Genomic DNA, 15,205 nt, shown 5'->3' with positions numbered 1-15,205 from the left:
GCGCCAGGCGGCGGCCTGGTGCAGCAGCAGCGCCCTGCGCCAGGGGTTGCGGGCGAGGGCGGCCCGGCGTTCGCGCGGCAGGGAACCCATCTCGTGGCTGCTCAGGAAGAGCCGGGGCGCGGGCCGACCAGCCGCGGCCTCGCGGTCCCGCCAGCCCGCCAGATCGCGCAGCAGCAGGGCGGTCTGCAGGTACTCGCACTGCACGACCTCGGGGGTGCTGGCCGCCACGGCCTCGACGACGGCCTGAGCAAGTGCCCGCGTGTGGTACTTCTGGACGTAATAGGGGCGCCCGTGACGCAGCCCGCGCACACCCGCGACGAGTCGGGCGGCGGCCAGGCGCGCCAGCGCGGCGGGGGAGGCGGCGCCGGCGGCCGGGAACGGCACCGTCGTCACGCGGCACCCGAGCGAGGCCGCCGTCGGGGCGACGAGGTCGGACTCGCCGGGGCGTTCCAGGGCGACGAGCGTCACTTCGTGGCGCCGGGCGAGCGCCCGCACCATGCCGCGCACGGCGACGCCGCCGCCGTGGTCGATCGCCTCGTGGGGTAGGTAGGGGGTCAGCAGCGTCACCCGCATGCGGCGTCCCTTCCGGGGGCGACGGGGAGCGACGGCGAGCCGGCGGCCGTCAATAGAGGACGTAGCCCTTCGTGTCGGCGATGTTCTTCTTGACCTTCTCCATCTCGACCTCGAACTCGGGCGAGCCGTCCTCGAGCGCGGGCTTGTGCTGGTGCATCCAGGTGGACGCCTCCTCGTCGATCTCGTCCTCGATGCGCAGCAGCTGCGTCAGCTTGGCCTCGAGCATGACGCCGAAACGGTCCTCGCCGACCTCGAGATCGAGGTGTTCCTCGTCGAGCAGGAGGTCCATGATGCGGCGCGAGAGGCCGCTGATGCGCTCTTCGGAAAGTCTCATCGGTCGCGGCTCCCGGTGCGGGTCAGGCGGCTCAGAGCACGAAGCCCTGCTTGCGGGCGATCTCGCGCTTCATCTTGGCGCGCAGGGCGCCGTAGTCCATCTCCATGGCCCGGATCTCGCCCAGGTGCTGTTTGAGCAGTTCCTCGACCTCGACCTCGATCTGGTCCTCGGTGCGCATGTCGTCGTAGATCGTGTCGACGATGGCGCGGTAGACCAGGTCGGAGTTCGTCTGGATGTGCAGGCGGGAGTCCCGCTCGATCATCTCGAGCAGTTTCTCCGCCAGGAACTCGATCTTGTTGGGCGACAGGCGCACTTCGGCTCCCCGGTTCGGGCAGGCTCGGTTCGGCCCGCCCATGGAAACCTGTTTACCTTCCCTTGGCAAGGGGATTTCGATGGACTACCCTGAACTTCGCGCGCCGACCGGGCGAACCGGGAACCGCCGGGCTGCCGGCGAGGTAGAACGGCGCCGTCGCGGAAACCGCCGTCGCCATTTCGAGGAGGATAGAGCGTGACCGAGCCCCTGGACACCGCCCGCGTCGACGAGATGTCGCGACGCCTCGAAGAGATCCTGGCCGAGGCCGGCAAGGTCGTCGTGGGCCAGCGGCCGATGCTCGAGGGCCTGCTGGTGGGCCTGATGACGGGAGGGCACGTCCTGCTGGAGGGCGTGCCGGGCCTGGCCAAGACGCTGGCCGTGCGCACCCTGGCCGGCGTGATCGACGCCGGCTTCCAGCGCATCCAGTTCACCCCCGACCTGCTGCCGGCCGACATCGTCGGCACGACCGTCTACGAGCACGAGAAAGGCACCTTCTCGGTCAAGAAGGGGCCCATCTTCAGCAACATCATCCTGGCCGACGAGATCAACCGCGCGCCGGCCAAGGTGCAGAGCGCCCTGCTCGAGGCCATGCAGGAGCGGCAGGTCACCATCGGCGAGCAGACCTTCCCGCTGGCCGACCCCTTCCTGGTGCTGGCGACCCAGAACCCGATCGAGCAGGAGGGGACCTACCCGCTGCCCGAGGCCCAGGTCGACCGGTTCCTGCTGAAGCTGAAGGTGGGCTACCCGACGCGCGACGAGGAGCGGCTCATCCTGGACCGCATGGCCGGGCGCGAGCCGCCGCGCGTGCGGCCCGTGATCAGCGCCCAGGAGGTGCTGACGCTGCGCCGGGGCGTCGCGGGCATCCACCTCGACGAGAAGATCAAGGGCTACATCCTGGACCTGGTGTTCGCCACGCGCGACCCGGCCGCCCACGGGCTGGACGTCGCCCCGCTGATCGCCTACGGGGCCTCGCCGCGCGCGACGCTGGCCCTAGCCCAGGCCTCGCGGGCCCGGGCGCTGCTGGCCGGCCGCGCCTTCGTGGTGCCCGAGGACGTCAAGGCGGTCGGCCACGACGTGCTGCGCCACCGCGTGCTGGTCACCTACGAGGCCGAGGCCGAGCGCAAGACCAGCGACGACATCATCACCTACCTGTTCGACCATGTGGAAGTTCCTTAGCCGCGCCCTCGAGCCGGCCGCCCCGCCGCCGCCGCGGACCAGGGAGGCGCCGATCCCGCCCGAGATGATCGAGGCGGTGCGGCGCATCGCCCTGCGGGCCCGGCGGCTGGTCGAGGAGACCTTCTCGGGGGAGTACCACTCGGTCTTCAAGGGGCGCGGCATCGAGTTCCGCGAGGTGCGCGAGTACGTGCCGGGCGACGACGTGCGCACGATCGACTGGAACGTCACCGCCCGCTCCGACGCCCCGTACGTGAAGCAGTTCGACGAGGAGCGGGAGCTGACCGTCGTCCTCGCGGTGGACGTCAGCCGCTCGGGGCTGTTCGGTTCTGGCGCGCGGACGCGCGGCGAGATCGCCGCCGAGCTGTGCGGCGTGCTGGCCTTCGCCGCGACCGCCAACAAGGACAAGGTCGGGCTCGTGCTGTTCTCCGACCGCGTCGAGCTCTTCGTGCCGCCGGCCCGCGGCCGCGGGCACGTGCTGCGGATCATTCGCGAGCTGCTGGCCGCGGAGATGGCCGGCCGCGGCACCGACCTCGGCGCGCCCCTGGAACTGCTGGGGTCGGTGCTCAAGCGGCGCGCGACGGTCTTCCTGGTCTCGGATTTCTGGGCCGACGGCTTCGACGCGCCGCTGCGCGTCGTCGCGCGCCGCCACGACTGCGTGGCCGTGCGCGTGCGCGATCCGCGCGACACCGCGCTGCCGGCGGCCGGGCTGGTGAACTGGATCGACGCCGAGACGGGCCGCGAGGCCCTCGTCGACGTCGGGGACGGCGAGGTGCGCGCCGAGCTGACCCGCCGGGCGGCCGACCACGACCGGCGCCTGGAGCGGCTGCTGCGCGCCGCCCGCGTCGATCTCGTCGACATCGACATCACGAGCAGCTACGTCGAGCCGCTCCAGCAGTTCTTCGCCATGCGGAGCCGACGCGGAAGGGGCCGGCGATGAGGCGCGCGCGGGAGGTGGCGCGATCGGCGGCGGTCGCCGCGGCCCTGGCCCTCGGCCTGGCGGCGACGGCGGCGGCGCAGCCCCGCGCCGCGCCCGTCACGGCGCCCGCTCCCGCGGACACCGTGCTGCTGTCGCTCGGTGCGGCGACCGGCGCGCCCCGACCGACGCTGACCATCGGCGAGCGCGACACGCTGCGCTTCGGCGAGCCCTTCACCCTGACCTGCGAGTTCCCGGCCGGCACGACCGTGCTCGCCGATTCCGTCACGGCGCGCGCCGACTGGATCGCGGTCGTCGCGCGCGAGGCCGGACCCGCCTCGGCGGGAGCGGCGCAACGGGTCGTGCTGACGCTGCGTCCCTACCGCCCGGGACCCTTCCGGCTGGCCTGGGAAGGCGAAGCCGTCGCGGGGCCGGTGCGGAGGATCGCCGGGCGGCTCGATCCCGCGGCCGAACCGCTGCCGGTACGGGATCCGCGCCGGCTGCCACGGTCCTGGTGGCTGGCGGCCCTCGGTCTCCTGCTGGCCGCGATCGCGGCCGTCCTGGTCTGGCTGTGGCGGCGGCGGCGGCGCGCGAAGCCGGACGGCACCGACGAGCCGCTGCCCCTTCCCGCCTGGCTGCAGGCGGCGCGGGATCTCGACGCGCTGCTGGCCGAGCGGCTGCTGGAGCGCGGCGAGGGCAGGGTGTTCCTGCACCGCCTCGACGCGGCCTTCCGGCGCTACCTCGCGGCCCGCTACCGCTTCGCCGCCCTGGAGATGACGGCCACCGAGGTGGCCGTCGCCCTGGACGCCCTGCGGCACCCGGCCGCGGTTCGCCGCGCCGCCGCCGGCATCCTGGGGCGGTGCGACGAGCTGCGCTTCGCGCCGGCGGCGGCGCTGCCGGCCGACGGGCGCGAACTCCTGGCCCTGGTGGTCGGCGAGATCGGAGAGCGGCGCGAGCCGCTCCGCTACACCCCCGTGCCGCCGGCGGTGCTGCTGGAATCCGAGCGCTGCTGGGAGCGCGTGCAGGCCGCGACCGCAGGCGGGAGAGGGGGCGCGCATGCTTGAGTTCGCCCATCCCTGGCTGCTGCTGCTCGCGGTGCCGGTGCTGGCCGCGGCCTTCCTGCTGCGCCGGCGTCGGCCCGACACGTCTGCGCTGCGCCACCCGCACCTGGCCCTGCTCGTGCAGGAGCGGTCCGGAACGCGGGTCCGGGCGCATCGCGCCCTGCCCTGGCTGGGCACCGCGGCCCTGCTGCTGCTGGTGGTGGCGCTGGCCAGGCCGCGGGACGTCCACTCCAGCCGCGAGGTCGAGGGCGAAGGCATCGACATCGTGGTGGCCCTGGACATCAGCGGCAGCATGCTCGCCCTCGATTTCCAGCCCGACAACCGGCTAGCGGTCGCCAAGCGCATCATCCGCGACTTCATCGACGCGCGCACCACGGACCAGGTCGGGCTGGTCGTCTTCGCGTCGCGCGCCTTCACGCAGTGCCCCCTGACCCTGGACCGTTCGGTGCTGAACGGGTTCCTGGACCAGGTGCAGGTCGGCCTGATCGAGGACGGCACGGCCATCGGTCTCGGGCTGGCCACGGCGGTCAACCGGCTGCGCCATTCCGAGGCCAAGAACCGCACGGTGATCCTGCTGACCGACGGCAGCAACAACATCCCGACCCTCGAGCCCGAGACGGCCGCCGAGCTGGCCCGGGCGCTGGGCGTGCGCGTCTACACGGTGGGCGTCGGCAAGAAGGGCAAGGTGCCCTACCCCGAGGATTCGCCGCTGTTCGGCCGCCGCACCCGCATGGTCGAGGTGCCGATCGACGAGGACCTGCTGCGGCGCATCGCCGCCGCGACCGGCGGCAGCTACTTCCGCGCCGAGGACCCCGCGGCGCTGGCGCAGATCTTTGCGACCATCGACCAGCTCGAGACGAGCCGCTACAAGACGTGGGTCACGACCTGGTACCAGGAACGGATGGCCTGGTTCGCCGGGCCGGCCTTGGCGCTGCTGCTGCTGGAGGCCGTGCTCGCGGCCACCTGGCTGCGTCGGGCGCCGTGATGCGAGATTGACGTGAGACGCCGAAGAGGAGAGACCCCGTGAGGTTCGCCGCCGAAGCCTGGCTCTGGATGCTGCTGCTGCCGCCGGCGCTGTGGGTCCTGCTGCGCTGGAGCGACGGGCGGGCGCGGGCGGATCTCGGCCGCCTGCTCGGCCGGCGCGCCGGCGAGCACGTCGAGGGCCGGCCCGTCACGGCGCTCGCCTGGCGCCGTTTCTTCCTGCTGACCGGCCTGTGCTGGCTCGCGCTGGCCCTGGCGCGTCCGCAGTGGGGGACCCACGAGATCGAAATGCGCCAACGCGGCACCGACGTGGTCATCGCGCTGGACGTCTCGAACTCCATGCGGGCCCAGGACGTCGTGCCCAGCCGCATGGCCCGCGCGAAGGCGGAGCTCGCCGGGTTCCTCGACGACTACGACCAGGGCCGCGTGGGGCTGGTGCTGTTCGCCGGCCAGGCCTTCGTGCAGTGCCCGCTGACCCTCGACCGCGGCACCGCGCAGCTCTTCCTGAGGATGGCCGACACGGACATGATCTCCACCCAGGGCACCGCCATCGCGAGCGCGCTGCAGACCTCCGGCCAACTGCTCGTCGGCGGCAGGGGCCCGGGCGCGGACGGCGCCCGCCAAGCCATCCTGCTGGTGACCGACGGCGAGGATCTCGAAGGCGGGTGGCGCGAGGCGGCTGCGGGCTGCCGCGAGCAGGGGATCGTGATCGTTCCGGTGGGCGTCGGCGAGGAGAGCGGCGGGCTCGTGCCCGATCCCGAGAGCGAGGGCTTCCTCAAGGACGACCAGGGCGGCGTCGTGATGAGCCGCCTCGACCTCGCTTCGCTGCAGGAACTGGCGGATGCGGGCCCGGGCTTCGTGTTCCGCATCGGCCGCGGCGGTCTCGACCGCCGCGCCCTGCACGACGTGATCGCGCGTCTCGGGGAGCGCGACCTCGGCGGTCGCCAGGTCGCGCGATACGAGGAGCGCTTCGTCTGGCCGTTGGGCCTGGCCCTGGCCAGCCTGTGGCTGGGCGCGCTCGTGCGCCCGCGCCGCCACGCCGCCACCGCCGCCGCGCTGCTGCTGTGCCTGGCCGCGTCGCCGGTCCGGGCCGCGCCCTGGCAACAGCCTGGCGGGGAGGCCGCCCGCCAGGGACACGACCTCTACCGCGCCGGCGACTACGAAGGCGCGCTCAAGTTTTTCGAGACCGCCCGCGCCGAGGCGCCCGACGATCCCCGCCTGAGCCTGGCGGTGGGCGAGGCCCTGTCGCGGCTGGGCCGCCACGAGGAGGCGGAGCGGGAGTTCGCCCGCGCCCTTTCGCAGACGTCGGATCCGGACCTGCGCTCCGAAAGCCTGTACAATTCTGGCACCAACGCCCTGTCCGCGGGCGATCCGCGTCGAGCCGTCGAGCAGCTCCGGCGCTCCCTGGACCTGGATCCCTCGCAGCGGGACGCCCTGCACAATCTGGAACTGGCGGTTCGCAGTCTCGAACAGCCGCCGCCGGAAGAGCAGGAGGATCAACAGCAGCAGCAACAGCAGCAGCAACAGCAGCAGCAACAGCAACAACAACAGCAGCAGCAACAACAGCAGCAGCAACAACAGCAGCAGCAACAGCAGCAGCAGCAAGAGCAGCAGCAGCAAGAGCAGCAGCAGACCCAGCCGCAAACCGGCGATCCCGATCAGGATCAGCTGAGCCGAGAGCGCGCCCTGTCGATCCTCAAGGGGCTGGACCGGGACGAGGAGGAATTGCGGCGCGCCGTGCAGCAGCGCCTGCAGGGCGAGGGGAACAGGAGCGGGAAACGATGGTGAGAGGACACGATGCGCCGCGCTTCTGCCTGGCGCTACTGCTGTGCTGGTCCGCGTTCGCCGTCGCGGCCGATGCGGCCGATCTGCAGGCCAGGGTCGACCGCACGAGCGCGGCTGTCGGGGACCAGATCCTGCTGACGGTGACCGTCAGCGGCAAGGGGCGGGACCTCGCCATGCCCGACCTGCCGCCCATCGCCGGCGTGGACGCCGCGCGCGGTGGCACCAGCACCAGTTTCCAGATGGTCAACGGGGCGGTGAGCAGCTCGCAGACCTGGACCTGGGTCCTGAGCCTCCGCACCGACCGCGACGTGGTGATCCCGTCGCTGCGGACGACGGTCGATGGCCAGACGCTGCGCACCCAGCCCATCACCATCCGCGTCACGGGCGATCCCGGCGCGGTGACCGGCAACGGCAACCGCAGCGCGGCCCCGCGGTCGGAACCGGTGGTCCCGGCCGCGCGCCCCGGCCGCGCGGGGCCCGGCAGCCCCTACTTCGTCACCCTGGAAGTGGATCGCGACGAGGTCTACGTCGGCGAGCAGGTCGTGCTGATCTTCCGGTTCTTCGCCGACCCCTTCGCACGCCTTTACGACCGGCCCCAGTACGAGGCCCCGCGGACGGAGGGCTTCTGGCGGGAGGACCTGCCGCCCCAGCGCAACTCGCGCGAGACGGTCGGCGGCAAGGCGTACGAGATGACCGAGCTCCGCTACGCGCTGTACCCGACGCGGGCGGGACGGCTGACGGTCTCGCCCGCCAAGGTCACGCTGTCGGGCGATCCCTTCGCCGATTTCTTCGGTTCGCGCCGCACCCGCGAGCGAGGGCCGCAGACGCTCGAGAGCTCGTCGCTGACCGTCGAGGTGCTCGACCTGCCGCGGCCCGCCCCGCCCGGGTTCCTGGGGCTGGTCTCGCGTCAGGTGGAACTGGACGTCCAGACCGACCGCACGAGCGTGCCGCGCGGCGACCCGGTGAGCTGGACGCTGGTGCTCAAGGCCGACGGCTCGCTCAAGAGCGTCACCGAAGTGCCCTGGGAAGCGCCCCGCGGCGTCCAGGTCCACGAGGCTGGCGGCGGGCTGGAGATGAAGGAGGCCCGCGGCCGGCAGCTGGCCGTCCTGCGCGCGGAGAAGGTGCTCGTGCCGTCGGCCGAGGGCCGCGTCGAGCTGCCCGCGGCGAGCGTGACCTGGTTCGATCCCGCGCAGAAGCGGTACCGGACCATCGAAGCCGGCGGGCGCACCCTGGACGTGACGCCGAGCGACAACCCCACCGTCGAGGACGGCGTGCAGCACGCGGCGGGCTTCCGGGGCGAGATCGCGCGCCTCGCCAGCGACCTGGCGTTCGTGCACCCCGCGCCGCCGCGGCTGTCCAGCCGCGGCGCACCGTTGCCGGAGTCCTTCGGCTGGTGGTTCGTGACGCTGCTCGCCCCCCTGTCGCTCGCGGGCTGGCGCCTGTGGCTGGGTCGCCGACGGGCGATGCTGGGGGATCCCGTCGGCCTGCGCCGGCGCCACGCGCTGCGCACGGCCCGCCGGCTGCTGGACGAGGCCGCGGCGACCGGCGATGCCGAAGCGGCGAGCGCGCTGGTGATCAGGGCGATCAACGGTTACGTCGCGGACATGACCGGCCGTGCCGCGTCCGGCCTGCCCGCCGGCGCCGTCGGCGCGCACGCCGCCGCCCGCGGCGCGCCCGCGGTCGGGGCCGCCCTGGAATCGCTGCTCCAGGCGTGCGCCGCCTCGCGCTACGGCGCGGTCGGCGAACCCCGGACCGGTGATGGGGACACGGTCGCGCGGGCCCGCGGTCTCCTGGACGAACTCGCCCGCGACGCTGTGAAGCCCGCCGCGCCGGGCCCGCTCGTCGGTGCGGTGCTGCTGGCCGTGCTGGCGGCCTCGGCGGCCGTTCCGGCGCGCACGCAGCCCGCGGCGACCGGTCTGTCCGCGGTCCACCGGCTGGCCGAGGGCGTCGACGCCTACACCAGGGGGGACCTGGATGCGGCCGTGGCCGATTTCGGCGCGGCGGCGGCGACCGGCGACCCGACGGCCTGCTACAACCTGGCCACCGCCCACGCGCGCCGCGGCGAACTGGGCAAGGCCGTCGTCAACTACCAGCGCGCCCTGCGTACCGCCCCCCGCGACGCCGATGCGCGCGCCAACCTGGCCTGGGTGCGCGGGCACGCGCGTGACCAGGAACTGCAGGGCACGCCCACGCCGCTACCGCTGCGGTTCGCGGCCGCGGCCCTGCGGGGGTTGTCGCTGGACGAGTGGAGCCGGCTGCTCACGGTCGCCGCCTGGCTCGCGGCGGCGGTGGTCGGCTGGTCGTTCTGGCGCGGCGGCTTCACGCCGTGGACGCGCCGGGCCTGGCTGGCGTCGCTCTGCCTCGCGTCGGCGCTGGCGGCGGTCGTGGCCTGGCGTTGGTACGACGAACGGGTCCTGGACCACGCGGTGGTCGTCGTCGCCGAAGCCGAGGTGCGCAGCGGGCCGGACGCGACGTTCCCGGTCGTGTTCCAGGTCCACGACGGGCTGTCGCTGCAGGTCCGCGGCGAGCGGGCGGGCTGGTGCCAGGTCGCGCTCGGCGGCGAGTGGAACGGCTGGCTGCCGGGTTCGGCGGTCGAGCGCGTGCGGGTGCGCGCCGGAGGGAAGCCATGAGGACCGACCGCGCGCGGCTGTTCTGGATCTGCGTCGCGGCGGCCTTCGCCCTGCGCCTGCTCCACCTGTGGCTGATCCGCGACAACCCCCTCTTCGACCGGCCGATCATGGACGCGGCGTTCCACGACCAGTGGGCCCGCGGCCTGCTGGCGGGCACCTGGCCCGGGCCGGAGCCCTTCTTCCGCGCCCCGCTGTACATGTACCTGCTGGCGGGCCTCTACGCCGTGTTCGGCGGCGCCTTCTTCCCGGTCCTGGCGGTCCAGGGCCTGATCTCGGCGCTCGGGGCGGGGCTGGCGGCCCTGACCGCCGACCGCCTCTGGGGACGGCGCGCGGGGTGGCTGGCCGGCCTGCTCTACGCCGGCCTCTGGACCAGCATCTACTACTCGGCGGAACTGCTGCTCGAGACCCTGCCGGTGACCCTGAACCTGCTCCTGCTGTGGTTGCTGGCGGACCGCGCCGAGGGCAGGCCCGGTTGGCGGCGCCTCGGCCTCGCCGGCCTGGTGCTGGGACTGTCGGCCATCGCGCGGCCCAACATCCTGATCGTCGTGCCCGCCGTCGTCTGGTACCTGCTGCGCGGCGGCTTCCCGCGCCCGTCGGCGCACGGCTGGGCCGCGGCGGCGGTCGGACTGCTGCTGCCGATCCTGCCGGTGACCGTGTCCAACGCCGTGCGCGGCCACGACCAGGTCGCGATCGCGACCCAGGGCGGCGTCAACTTCTACATCGGGAACAACCCCGAATCGGACGGCCGCACGGCGATCGTGCCCGGCACGCGACCGACCTGGCAGGGTGGCTACGACGACGCGATCGCGATGGCCGAGAAGGACGCCGGCCGCGACCTGAAGCCCTCGGAGGTCGACCGCTGGTTCCTGCGCCGCGGCCTGGCGTTCTGGGCCCGCGAACCGCTCGCCGCGCTCGAACTCTACGCGACCAAGCTCCGCCTGCTGCTGGCTGAGGGCGAGCGCTCCAACGACAAGTACATCTACGCCTGGCGCGAGTGGTCGCCGCTGCTGCGCCTGCCGATCTGGCCGGGTTGGACGGTCGTGCTCGTGCTCGGCGCCCTGGGCTGGAGCCGGCGCGACGGCGCGCCCGGCGGGCGGCGCCTGACGCTGGGCGTGACGGCGCTCTACGCGGTGTCGATCCTGCTCTTCTTCGTCAACGCGCGCTTCCGGCTGCCGGTCGCCGCGCTGCTGGCGATCCCCGCCGGCGCCGGCGCCGACGCGCTGTGGACCGCGCTGCGCCGGCGCCGCTGGACGCACGGGTGGCCCGGTCCGACGGTCGCGGCGCTGCTGGCCGTCGCGGCCCTGAGCGACCTCGCGACGTTCCGTGAGCACCGCACCGAGACCAACCCCTTCCACCATTTCACGCTGGGCAACGCCTGGCTGGCCAAGGAACGGCTCGAGGACGCCGGCCGCGAATACGCCGCGGCGCTGGACATCCAGCGCCGCACGCCGCAGCCGCACTTCGACCTGATCCGCGACAATCTCTACGATTCGTTCATCGGGTTGCGCCGGAGCGAGGGGCGGGACGACCAGGCGTTGCAGCTGGCGAGGGAATGGGTCGACCTCGCGCCCGCATCCCAGCCGGGCCGGCTCTGGCTCGGCGAACTCCTGCTGGCGGCGGGCCGGCTGGACGAGGCGGCGGCGCACTACGAGATCGCCCTGCGGACCGCGCCCGACGACCCGCGCGCCCAGCTGGGCGAAGCCTGGGTGCTGCTGCAGCGCGGCGACGCCGGCGGCGCGCTGCGGCGGTTCCAGCAACTCGCCCGTCGCGACGGCGACCTCCAGGCCCTGTTCGGTTCCGGGCTCGCGCTCGTGCAACTGGGACGCGACCGGGAGGCGGAACCCGTCTTCCGCGACGTCCTGGCCCGCGAGCCGGGCTACTGGCAGGCCTGGGGCAACCTGGCGGAGATACGCGACCGGTCCGGACGCATCGAAGAGGCGCGGGAGGCCTACCAGCGGCTGCTGCAGGCGCAGCCCACCGACGCGAGGGCACGCGCCTGGCTCGCCGCCCACCCGCGCTGAGCGCCGGCCGTCTTCGTGCTGGTCGTTGTTCTTATGGCCGGTAGACGGCCGAGGTGTTCGCGGTCTCGCGGACCGTCACCTCGGCGACCTCGGGCAGGGTGCCGCTGATCTGCTCGTAGATCCAACGGGCCATGACCTCTGCCGTCGGGTTCTCGAGACCCTCGATGTCGTTGAGGCAGAAGTGGTCCAAGCGCTTCTCCAGGGGCCGGAAGGCCGCCTTGATGTCGCCGAAGTCCACGATCCAGCCCGTCTCCGGATCGACCTCCCCCTCCAGCGCGATCGTCACGCTGTAGGTGTGGCCGTGCAGGCGGCCGCACTTGTGCCCCTCCGGGACGCGCGGCAGCCAGTGGGCCGCGTCGAAGGTGAAGGTCTTGGTGATCCGGTGCGGCATGTCTTCCTCCGGGGGTCCGACGAGGGGGGCGGGTGGCGGCGGCGTCACGGTCGCTGACGGCGGCTTCGGCCCAGAATAGCCGATTCCGCGGGTCTTGCCAGCGAATTCCCTCAACCGGAAGCCGCCGCGGCCGATGAGCAGGGAGTGCGCCCGGGCGCCCTGCCGCGCCCGCGATCCCCAGCCGAGAGGGTCCCCGTGAGCCGATTCGACGCCGTCGTCGCCGACCGCATCGAGGCGAACCAGCAGGAAGCCGAACTGTGCGCCGCAGCCGGCATCCCCCCGCCGCAGCGCACCGCGACCGAGATCGGGACCGAGCAGCGGTACCAGGATCTCGTGCGCTCGCTCGCCGCCCTGGACGAGGCCGTCGAGAGCAGCGACGTGATGCAGGTCTTCCTGGACCTGGCCCGCCGCCAGGGCGCCCGCCTGCTGCTGCTGCGCCAGTGGAGCACCGGCCTGCGCATCCTGCTGGCCGAGGGCGTCGAACTGCCGGCCCGCCTGGTGGAACCGCGCTCGGCCAACCCGCGCGTGATGACCAAGCGCGAGCACGACCTGTTCGACGTGCTCACCCGCGAGCGCGTGGCCTACGCGGGACCCGTCCCCGTCGAGAACGTGCCGCGCGAACTGCTCGAAGCGCTCTCGGTCGGCGAGGACCAGGTCGCGCTGATCGTGCCGCTGCCCCTGCGCGGCAAGTGGTGCACCTACGTCTACCTGGACTGGCTGAGCTTCCAGGGCGAGCAGCTCGTGCAGGACGCGGCCCTGCTCGCGCGGCACGCCCTGTTGCGCCTGCACGCGCTGGAGCGCGACGCCCTGCCCCTCGGCAGCGGCATGCGGGAGATCCTCGGCACCGTCACCTCCCGGCGGCGCGAGCGCGAGCGCAACCACTTCGACGGGCTGCGTCCCGGCGATCTGCAGGCCCGTCAGGTCTACGAGCAGGTCGGCGAGATGACGGTCATGCCGCAGGTCGCCGGCCGGCTGCTCGAACTGATCAACGACCAGCGCGCCACCCCGGCGATGCTGGAGAAGGAGATCGCCCGCGACCTCGTCCTGGCGGCGCGGCTGCTGCGGGTGGCCAACTCCTCGTTCTACGTCTCGGCGATCGAGATCCGCAGCATCCGCGACGCGGTCGTGCGCCTGGGCTTCAAGACCGTGCGCAACTGGGTGGTGGTCAACGCCTCGCGTTCGGCGTTCCCCGGCGTGGACACCAGCCCGCTGCTGCACCGCATCTGGCGCGACTCGCTGCTCTCGGCCCTGGCCAGCCAGTCCGTCGCCGAGCACCTCGGCGCCGAGGACCGCGAGGCGGTCTTCGTGGGCGGCCTGATGCAGAACATCGGTCAGCTGATCATGGCGCGCGCCCTGCCGGGTCTGTACGGGAAGCTGGTCGAAGACGCCCGCAAGGAGGGTGTCCCGCTCTGGCGGGTCGAGCAGCGCACGCTGGGTTGGGATCACGGTGAGCTGGGGGCCCTGCTGATCGCGGACTGGGGGCTGGGCGCCGAACTGGCGCACGCGGTGCGGCGCCATCACAGCCTGGACGCCGAACCGCCGGCCGGTTCGCTGGCGACGATGATCGCGCTGGGGGAGGACCTGGCCGGCTGCGTGGAGGCGGACCAGGGCGGCGTGGACCTGGCCTACCGCGCCAGCCTGGCGGGGGTGCGGCTGGGCATCGACCTGCCCCGGTTCCGGGAGCTGGCCGCACGGCTACGCGGCGTCGACGTGGAAGCCTGCCTGTGAGGGGGATGGCCTAGTCGGCGGCCGGCGGCTCGTCCTCCGCCGGCGGTTCGAAACAGCGCCGGCAGCGCGCCTCGTACGTGCCCTGCGCGCCCACCAGGATCTTCATCTGCTCGTCCGTCAGCCGCTGGGTGTGGTTGGCGGGATTCCCGCACAGCACGCAGATCGCCAGCTGCTTGGTCACGTACTCCGCGATGGCCATCAGGCGCGGCATGGGCTCGAACGGCCGGCCGCGGTAATCCATGTCCAGCCCGGCCACGATGACCCGCTTGCCCAGGTTGGCGAGCTTGTTGCAGACGTCGGCCAGACCGTCGTCGAAGAACTGGGCCTCGTCGATGCCGACCACCTCGGTCTTGTCGTCCACGCAGTCCAGGATGTCCAGGCTCGAAGCCACCGGGGTGCTCGGCAGCCGCTGCTGGCTGTGCGAGACGATCTCGTGCTGGCTGTAGCGGTCGTCGATGCAGGGCTTGAACAGCTGCACGCGCTGGCGCGCGATCTGCGCGCGACGGATGCGGCGGATCAGCTCCTCGCTCTTGCCGCTGAACATCGGCCCGCAGATGACTTCGAGCCAGCCGGTCTTGCCCTGGATGATCTGCATCGCGCCTCCGTGGTCGGCCGACGGGGACCGCGCGTCCCCGGACGGTCCGCAATGTACGCGAGGGGGAGGGGATTGACCAGCACGGTTTCCCCGGGTCGGCCCCGCGGCGCTTGGCCCTTGCGCCCCCGCAGCCGGATGCTATGATCGGCCCATGTGGAACCGCGAGACACTCCGCCGCCTGCTGCCGGTGCCGGTCATCGGCATGGTCCATTGCCGGCCGCTGCCCGGATCCCCGGGTTGGGGGGGCGACATGGCCGCCGTCGTCGCCGCCGCGCTGGACGACGCGCGGGCGCTGGCCGGGGGGGGCGTCGGCGCCCTGATGCTCGAGAACTACCACGACATCCCTTTCTTCCCCCGGGACGTGCCGGCCGAAACCACCGCGTCGCTGACCCGCGTCGCGGCCGCGCTGCGCGACGCTTGCCCCGAACTGCCGCTGGGGATCAACGTGCTGCGCAACGACGCGCACGCCGCCCTGGCCGTGGCCGCCGCGGTCGGCGCCGCCTTCGTGCGGGTCAACGTCCTGGTCGGGGCGGCGGTCACCGACCAGGGGCTCATCGAGGGCCGGGCCGCCGCGGTGCTGCGGCTGCGGCGGCAGCTGGCGCCGGACGTCGGCATCCTGGCCGACGTGCGCGTCAAGCACGCCGCGCCGCTGGCCCCGCGCCCGCTGGCCGACGAGGTCGCCGACCTGCGCCGCCGCGGCGGCG

The 15,205-nt window shown here is 73.2% G+C and carries 14 protein-coding genes; 9 read left to right on the top strand and 5 right to left on the bottom strand.

What is annotated here, in order from left to right; all coding sequences use genetic code 11:
• The 3 genes from Q7W29_01765 to Q7W29_01755 all read right to left on the bottom strand — a co-directional run.
• Positions 1-573: hypothetical protein (locus Q7W29_01765; protein MDO9170538.1), on the bottom strand; the 573-nt coding region annotated here is incomplete at its 3' end.
• A 49-nt stretch (positions 574-622) separates the two neighbouring features.
• Complete coding sequence (locus Q7W29_01760) at positions 623-907, bottom strand: DUF507 family protein (GenBank protein MDO9170537.1); 285 nt, start codon at positions 905-907, stop codon at positions 623-625.
• A 31-nt stretch (positions 908-938) separates the two neighbouring features.
• A complete protein-coding gene (locus Q7W29_01755) occupies positions 939-1,220 on the bottom strand; it encodes a DUF507 family protein (protein MDO9170536.1) in 282 nt (93 codons plus the stop codon).
• Positions 1,221-1,451: 231 nt separating this feature from the next.
• On the opposite strand from Q7W29_01755, the gene Q7W29_01750 reads away from it, so the two are divergent.
• Genes Q7W29_01750 through Q7W29_01720 form a run of 7 tightly spaced genes read left to right on the top strand, consistent with a single transcriptional unit; the run spans position 1,452 to position 11,787 of the window.
• Complete coding sequence (locus Q7W29_01750; protein ID MDO9170535.1) at positions 1,452-2,396, top strand: MoxR family ATPase; 945 nt, start codon at positions 1,452-1,454, stop codon at positions 2,394-2,396.
• Entirely contained in the window at positions 2,380-3,333 is a 954-nt protein-coding gene (locus tag Q7W29_01745) for a DUF58 domain-containing protein (protein ID MDO9170534.1), read from the top strand. Before Q7W29_01750 ends, Q7W29_01745 begins: the two co-directional genes overlap by 17 nt.
• Positions 3,330-4,373 carry a hypothetical protein gene (locus Q7W29_01740; GenBank protein MDO9170533.1) on the top strand — a complete coding sequence of 348 codons (1,044 nt, stop codon included), beginning with the start codon at positions 3,330-3,332 and terminating at the stop codon, positions 4,371-4,373. Before Q7W29_01745 ends, Q7W29_01740 begins: the two co-directional genes overlap by 4 nt.
• Positions 4,366-5,355, top strand: a complete 990-nt coding sequence (locus Q7W29_01735) for a VWA domain-containing protein (protein MDO9170532.1) — start codon at positions 4,366-4,368, stop codon at positions 5,353-5,355. Before Q7W29_01740 ends, Q7W29_01735 begins: the two co-directional genes overlap by 8 nt.
• A gap of 38 nt (positions 5,356-5,393) precedes the next feature.
• Entirely contained in the window at positions 5,394-7,139 is a 1,746-nt protein-coding gene (locus Q7W29_01730) for a VWA domain-containing protein (GenBank protein ID MDO9170531.1), read from the top strand.
• Positions 7,133-9,766: a BatD family protein gene (locus tag Q7W29_01725; GenBank protein ID MDO9170530.1), complete on the top strand. Its 2,634-nt coding sequence runs from the start codon at positions 7,133-7,135 to the stop codon at positions 9,764-9,766. Before Q7W29_01730 ends, Q7W29_01725 begins: the two co-directional genes overlap by 7 nt.
• Positions 9,763-11,787 (top strand): tetratricopeptide repeat protein, encoded by a 2,025-nt coding sequence (locus Q7W29_01720; GenBank protein ID MDO9170529.1) that lies wholly within the window; start codon positions 9,763-9,765, stop codon positions 11,785-11,787. Before Q7W29_01725 ends, Q7W29_01720 begins: the two co-directional genes overlap by 4 nt.
• 31 nt (positions 11,788-11,818) lie before the next feature.
• On the opposite strand, the gene queD is transcribed toward Q7W29_01720, so the two are convergent.
• The gene (gene queD / locus Q7W29_01715) at positions 11,819-12,178 is read right to left on the bottom strand and encodes a 6-carboxytetrahydropterin synthase QueD (protein ID MDO9170528.1); all 360 of its coding nucleotides are present in this window, start codon (positions 12,176-12,178) and stop codon (positions 11,819-11,821) included.
• 195 nt (positions 12,179-12,373) lie between these two features.
• On the opposite strand from queD, the gene Q7W29_01710 reads away from it, so the two are divergent.
• Positions 12,374-13,906, top strand: coding sequence for an HDOD domain-containing protein (locus tag Q7W29_01710; protein ID MDO9170527.1), 1,533 nt, complete (start codon positions 12,374-12,376; stop codon positions 13,904-13,906).
• Between the two features lie 10 nt (positions 13,907-13,916).
• On the opposite strand, the gene Q7W29_01705 is transcribed toward Q7W29_01710, so the two are convergent.
• Positions 13,917-14,501 (bottom strand): thymidine kinase, encoded by a 585-nt coding sequence (locus Q7W29_01705; protein ID MDO9170526.1) that lies wholly within the window; start codon positions 14,499-14,501, stop codon positions 13,917-13,919.
• A 151-nt stretch (positions 14,502-14,652) separates the two neighbouring features.
• On the opposite strand from Q7W29_01705, the gene Q7W29_01700 reads away from it, so the two are divergent.
• A partial coding sequence (locus Q7W29_01700) for a BtpA/SgcQ family protein (protein ID MDO9170525.1) occupies positions 14,653-15,205 on the top strand: 553 nt, incomplete at its 3' end.

Source organism: bacterium (genome assembly GCA_030654305.1).
Taxonomy (GTDB): domain Bacteria; phylum Krumholzibacteriota; class Krumholzibacteriia; order LZORAL124-64-63; family LZORAL124-64-63; genus PNOJ01.
This window is presented reverse-complemented; position numbering and strand designations above follow the sequence as displayed.

Coding starts and splice junctions, on each gene's coding strand:
- Q7W29_01725 (MDO9170530.1), top strand. CDS start 7,133: ATGGTGAGAGGACACGATGCGCCGCGCTTCTGCCTGGCGCTACTGCTG.
- Q7W29_01745 (MDO9170534.1), top strand. CDS start 2,380: ATGTGGAAGTTCCTTAGCCGCGCCCTCGAGCCGGCCGCCCCGCCGCCG.
- Q7W29_01750 (MDO9170535.1), top strand. CDS start 1,452: ATGTCGCGACGCCTCGAAGAGATCCTGGCCGAGGCCGGCAAGGTCGTC.
- queD (MDO9170528.1), bottom strand. CDS start 12,178: ATGCCGCACCGGATCACCAAGACCTTCACCTTCGACGCGGCCCACTGG.
- Q7W29_01720 (MDO9170529.1), top strand. CDS start 9,763: ATGAGGACCGACCGCGCGCGGCTGTTCTGGATCTGCGTCGCGGCGGCC.
- Q7W29_01705 (MDO9170526.1), bottom strand. CDS start 14,501: ATGCAGATCATCCAGGGCAAGACCGGCTGGCTCGAAGTCATCTGCGGG.
- Q7W29_01740 (MDO9170533.1), top strand. CDS start 3,330: ATGAGGCGCGCGCGGGAGGTGGCGCGATCGGCGGCGGTCGCCGCGGCC.
- Q7W29_01735 (MDO9170532.1), top strand. CDS start 4,366: ATGCTTGAGTTCGCCCATCCCTGGCTGCTGCTGCTCGCGGTGCCGGTG.
- Q7W29_01760 (MDO9170537.1), bottom strand. CDS start 907: ATGAGACTTTCCGAAGAGCGCATCAGCGGCCTCTCGCGCCGCATCATG.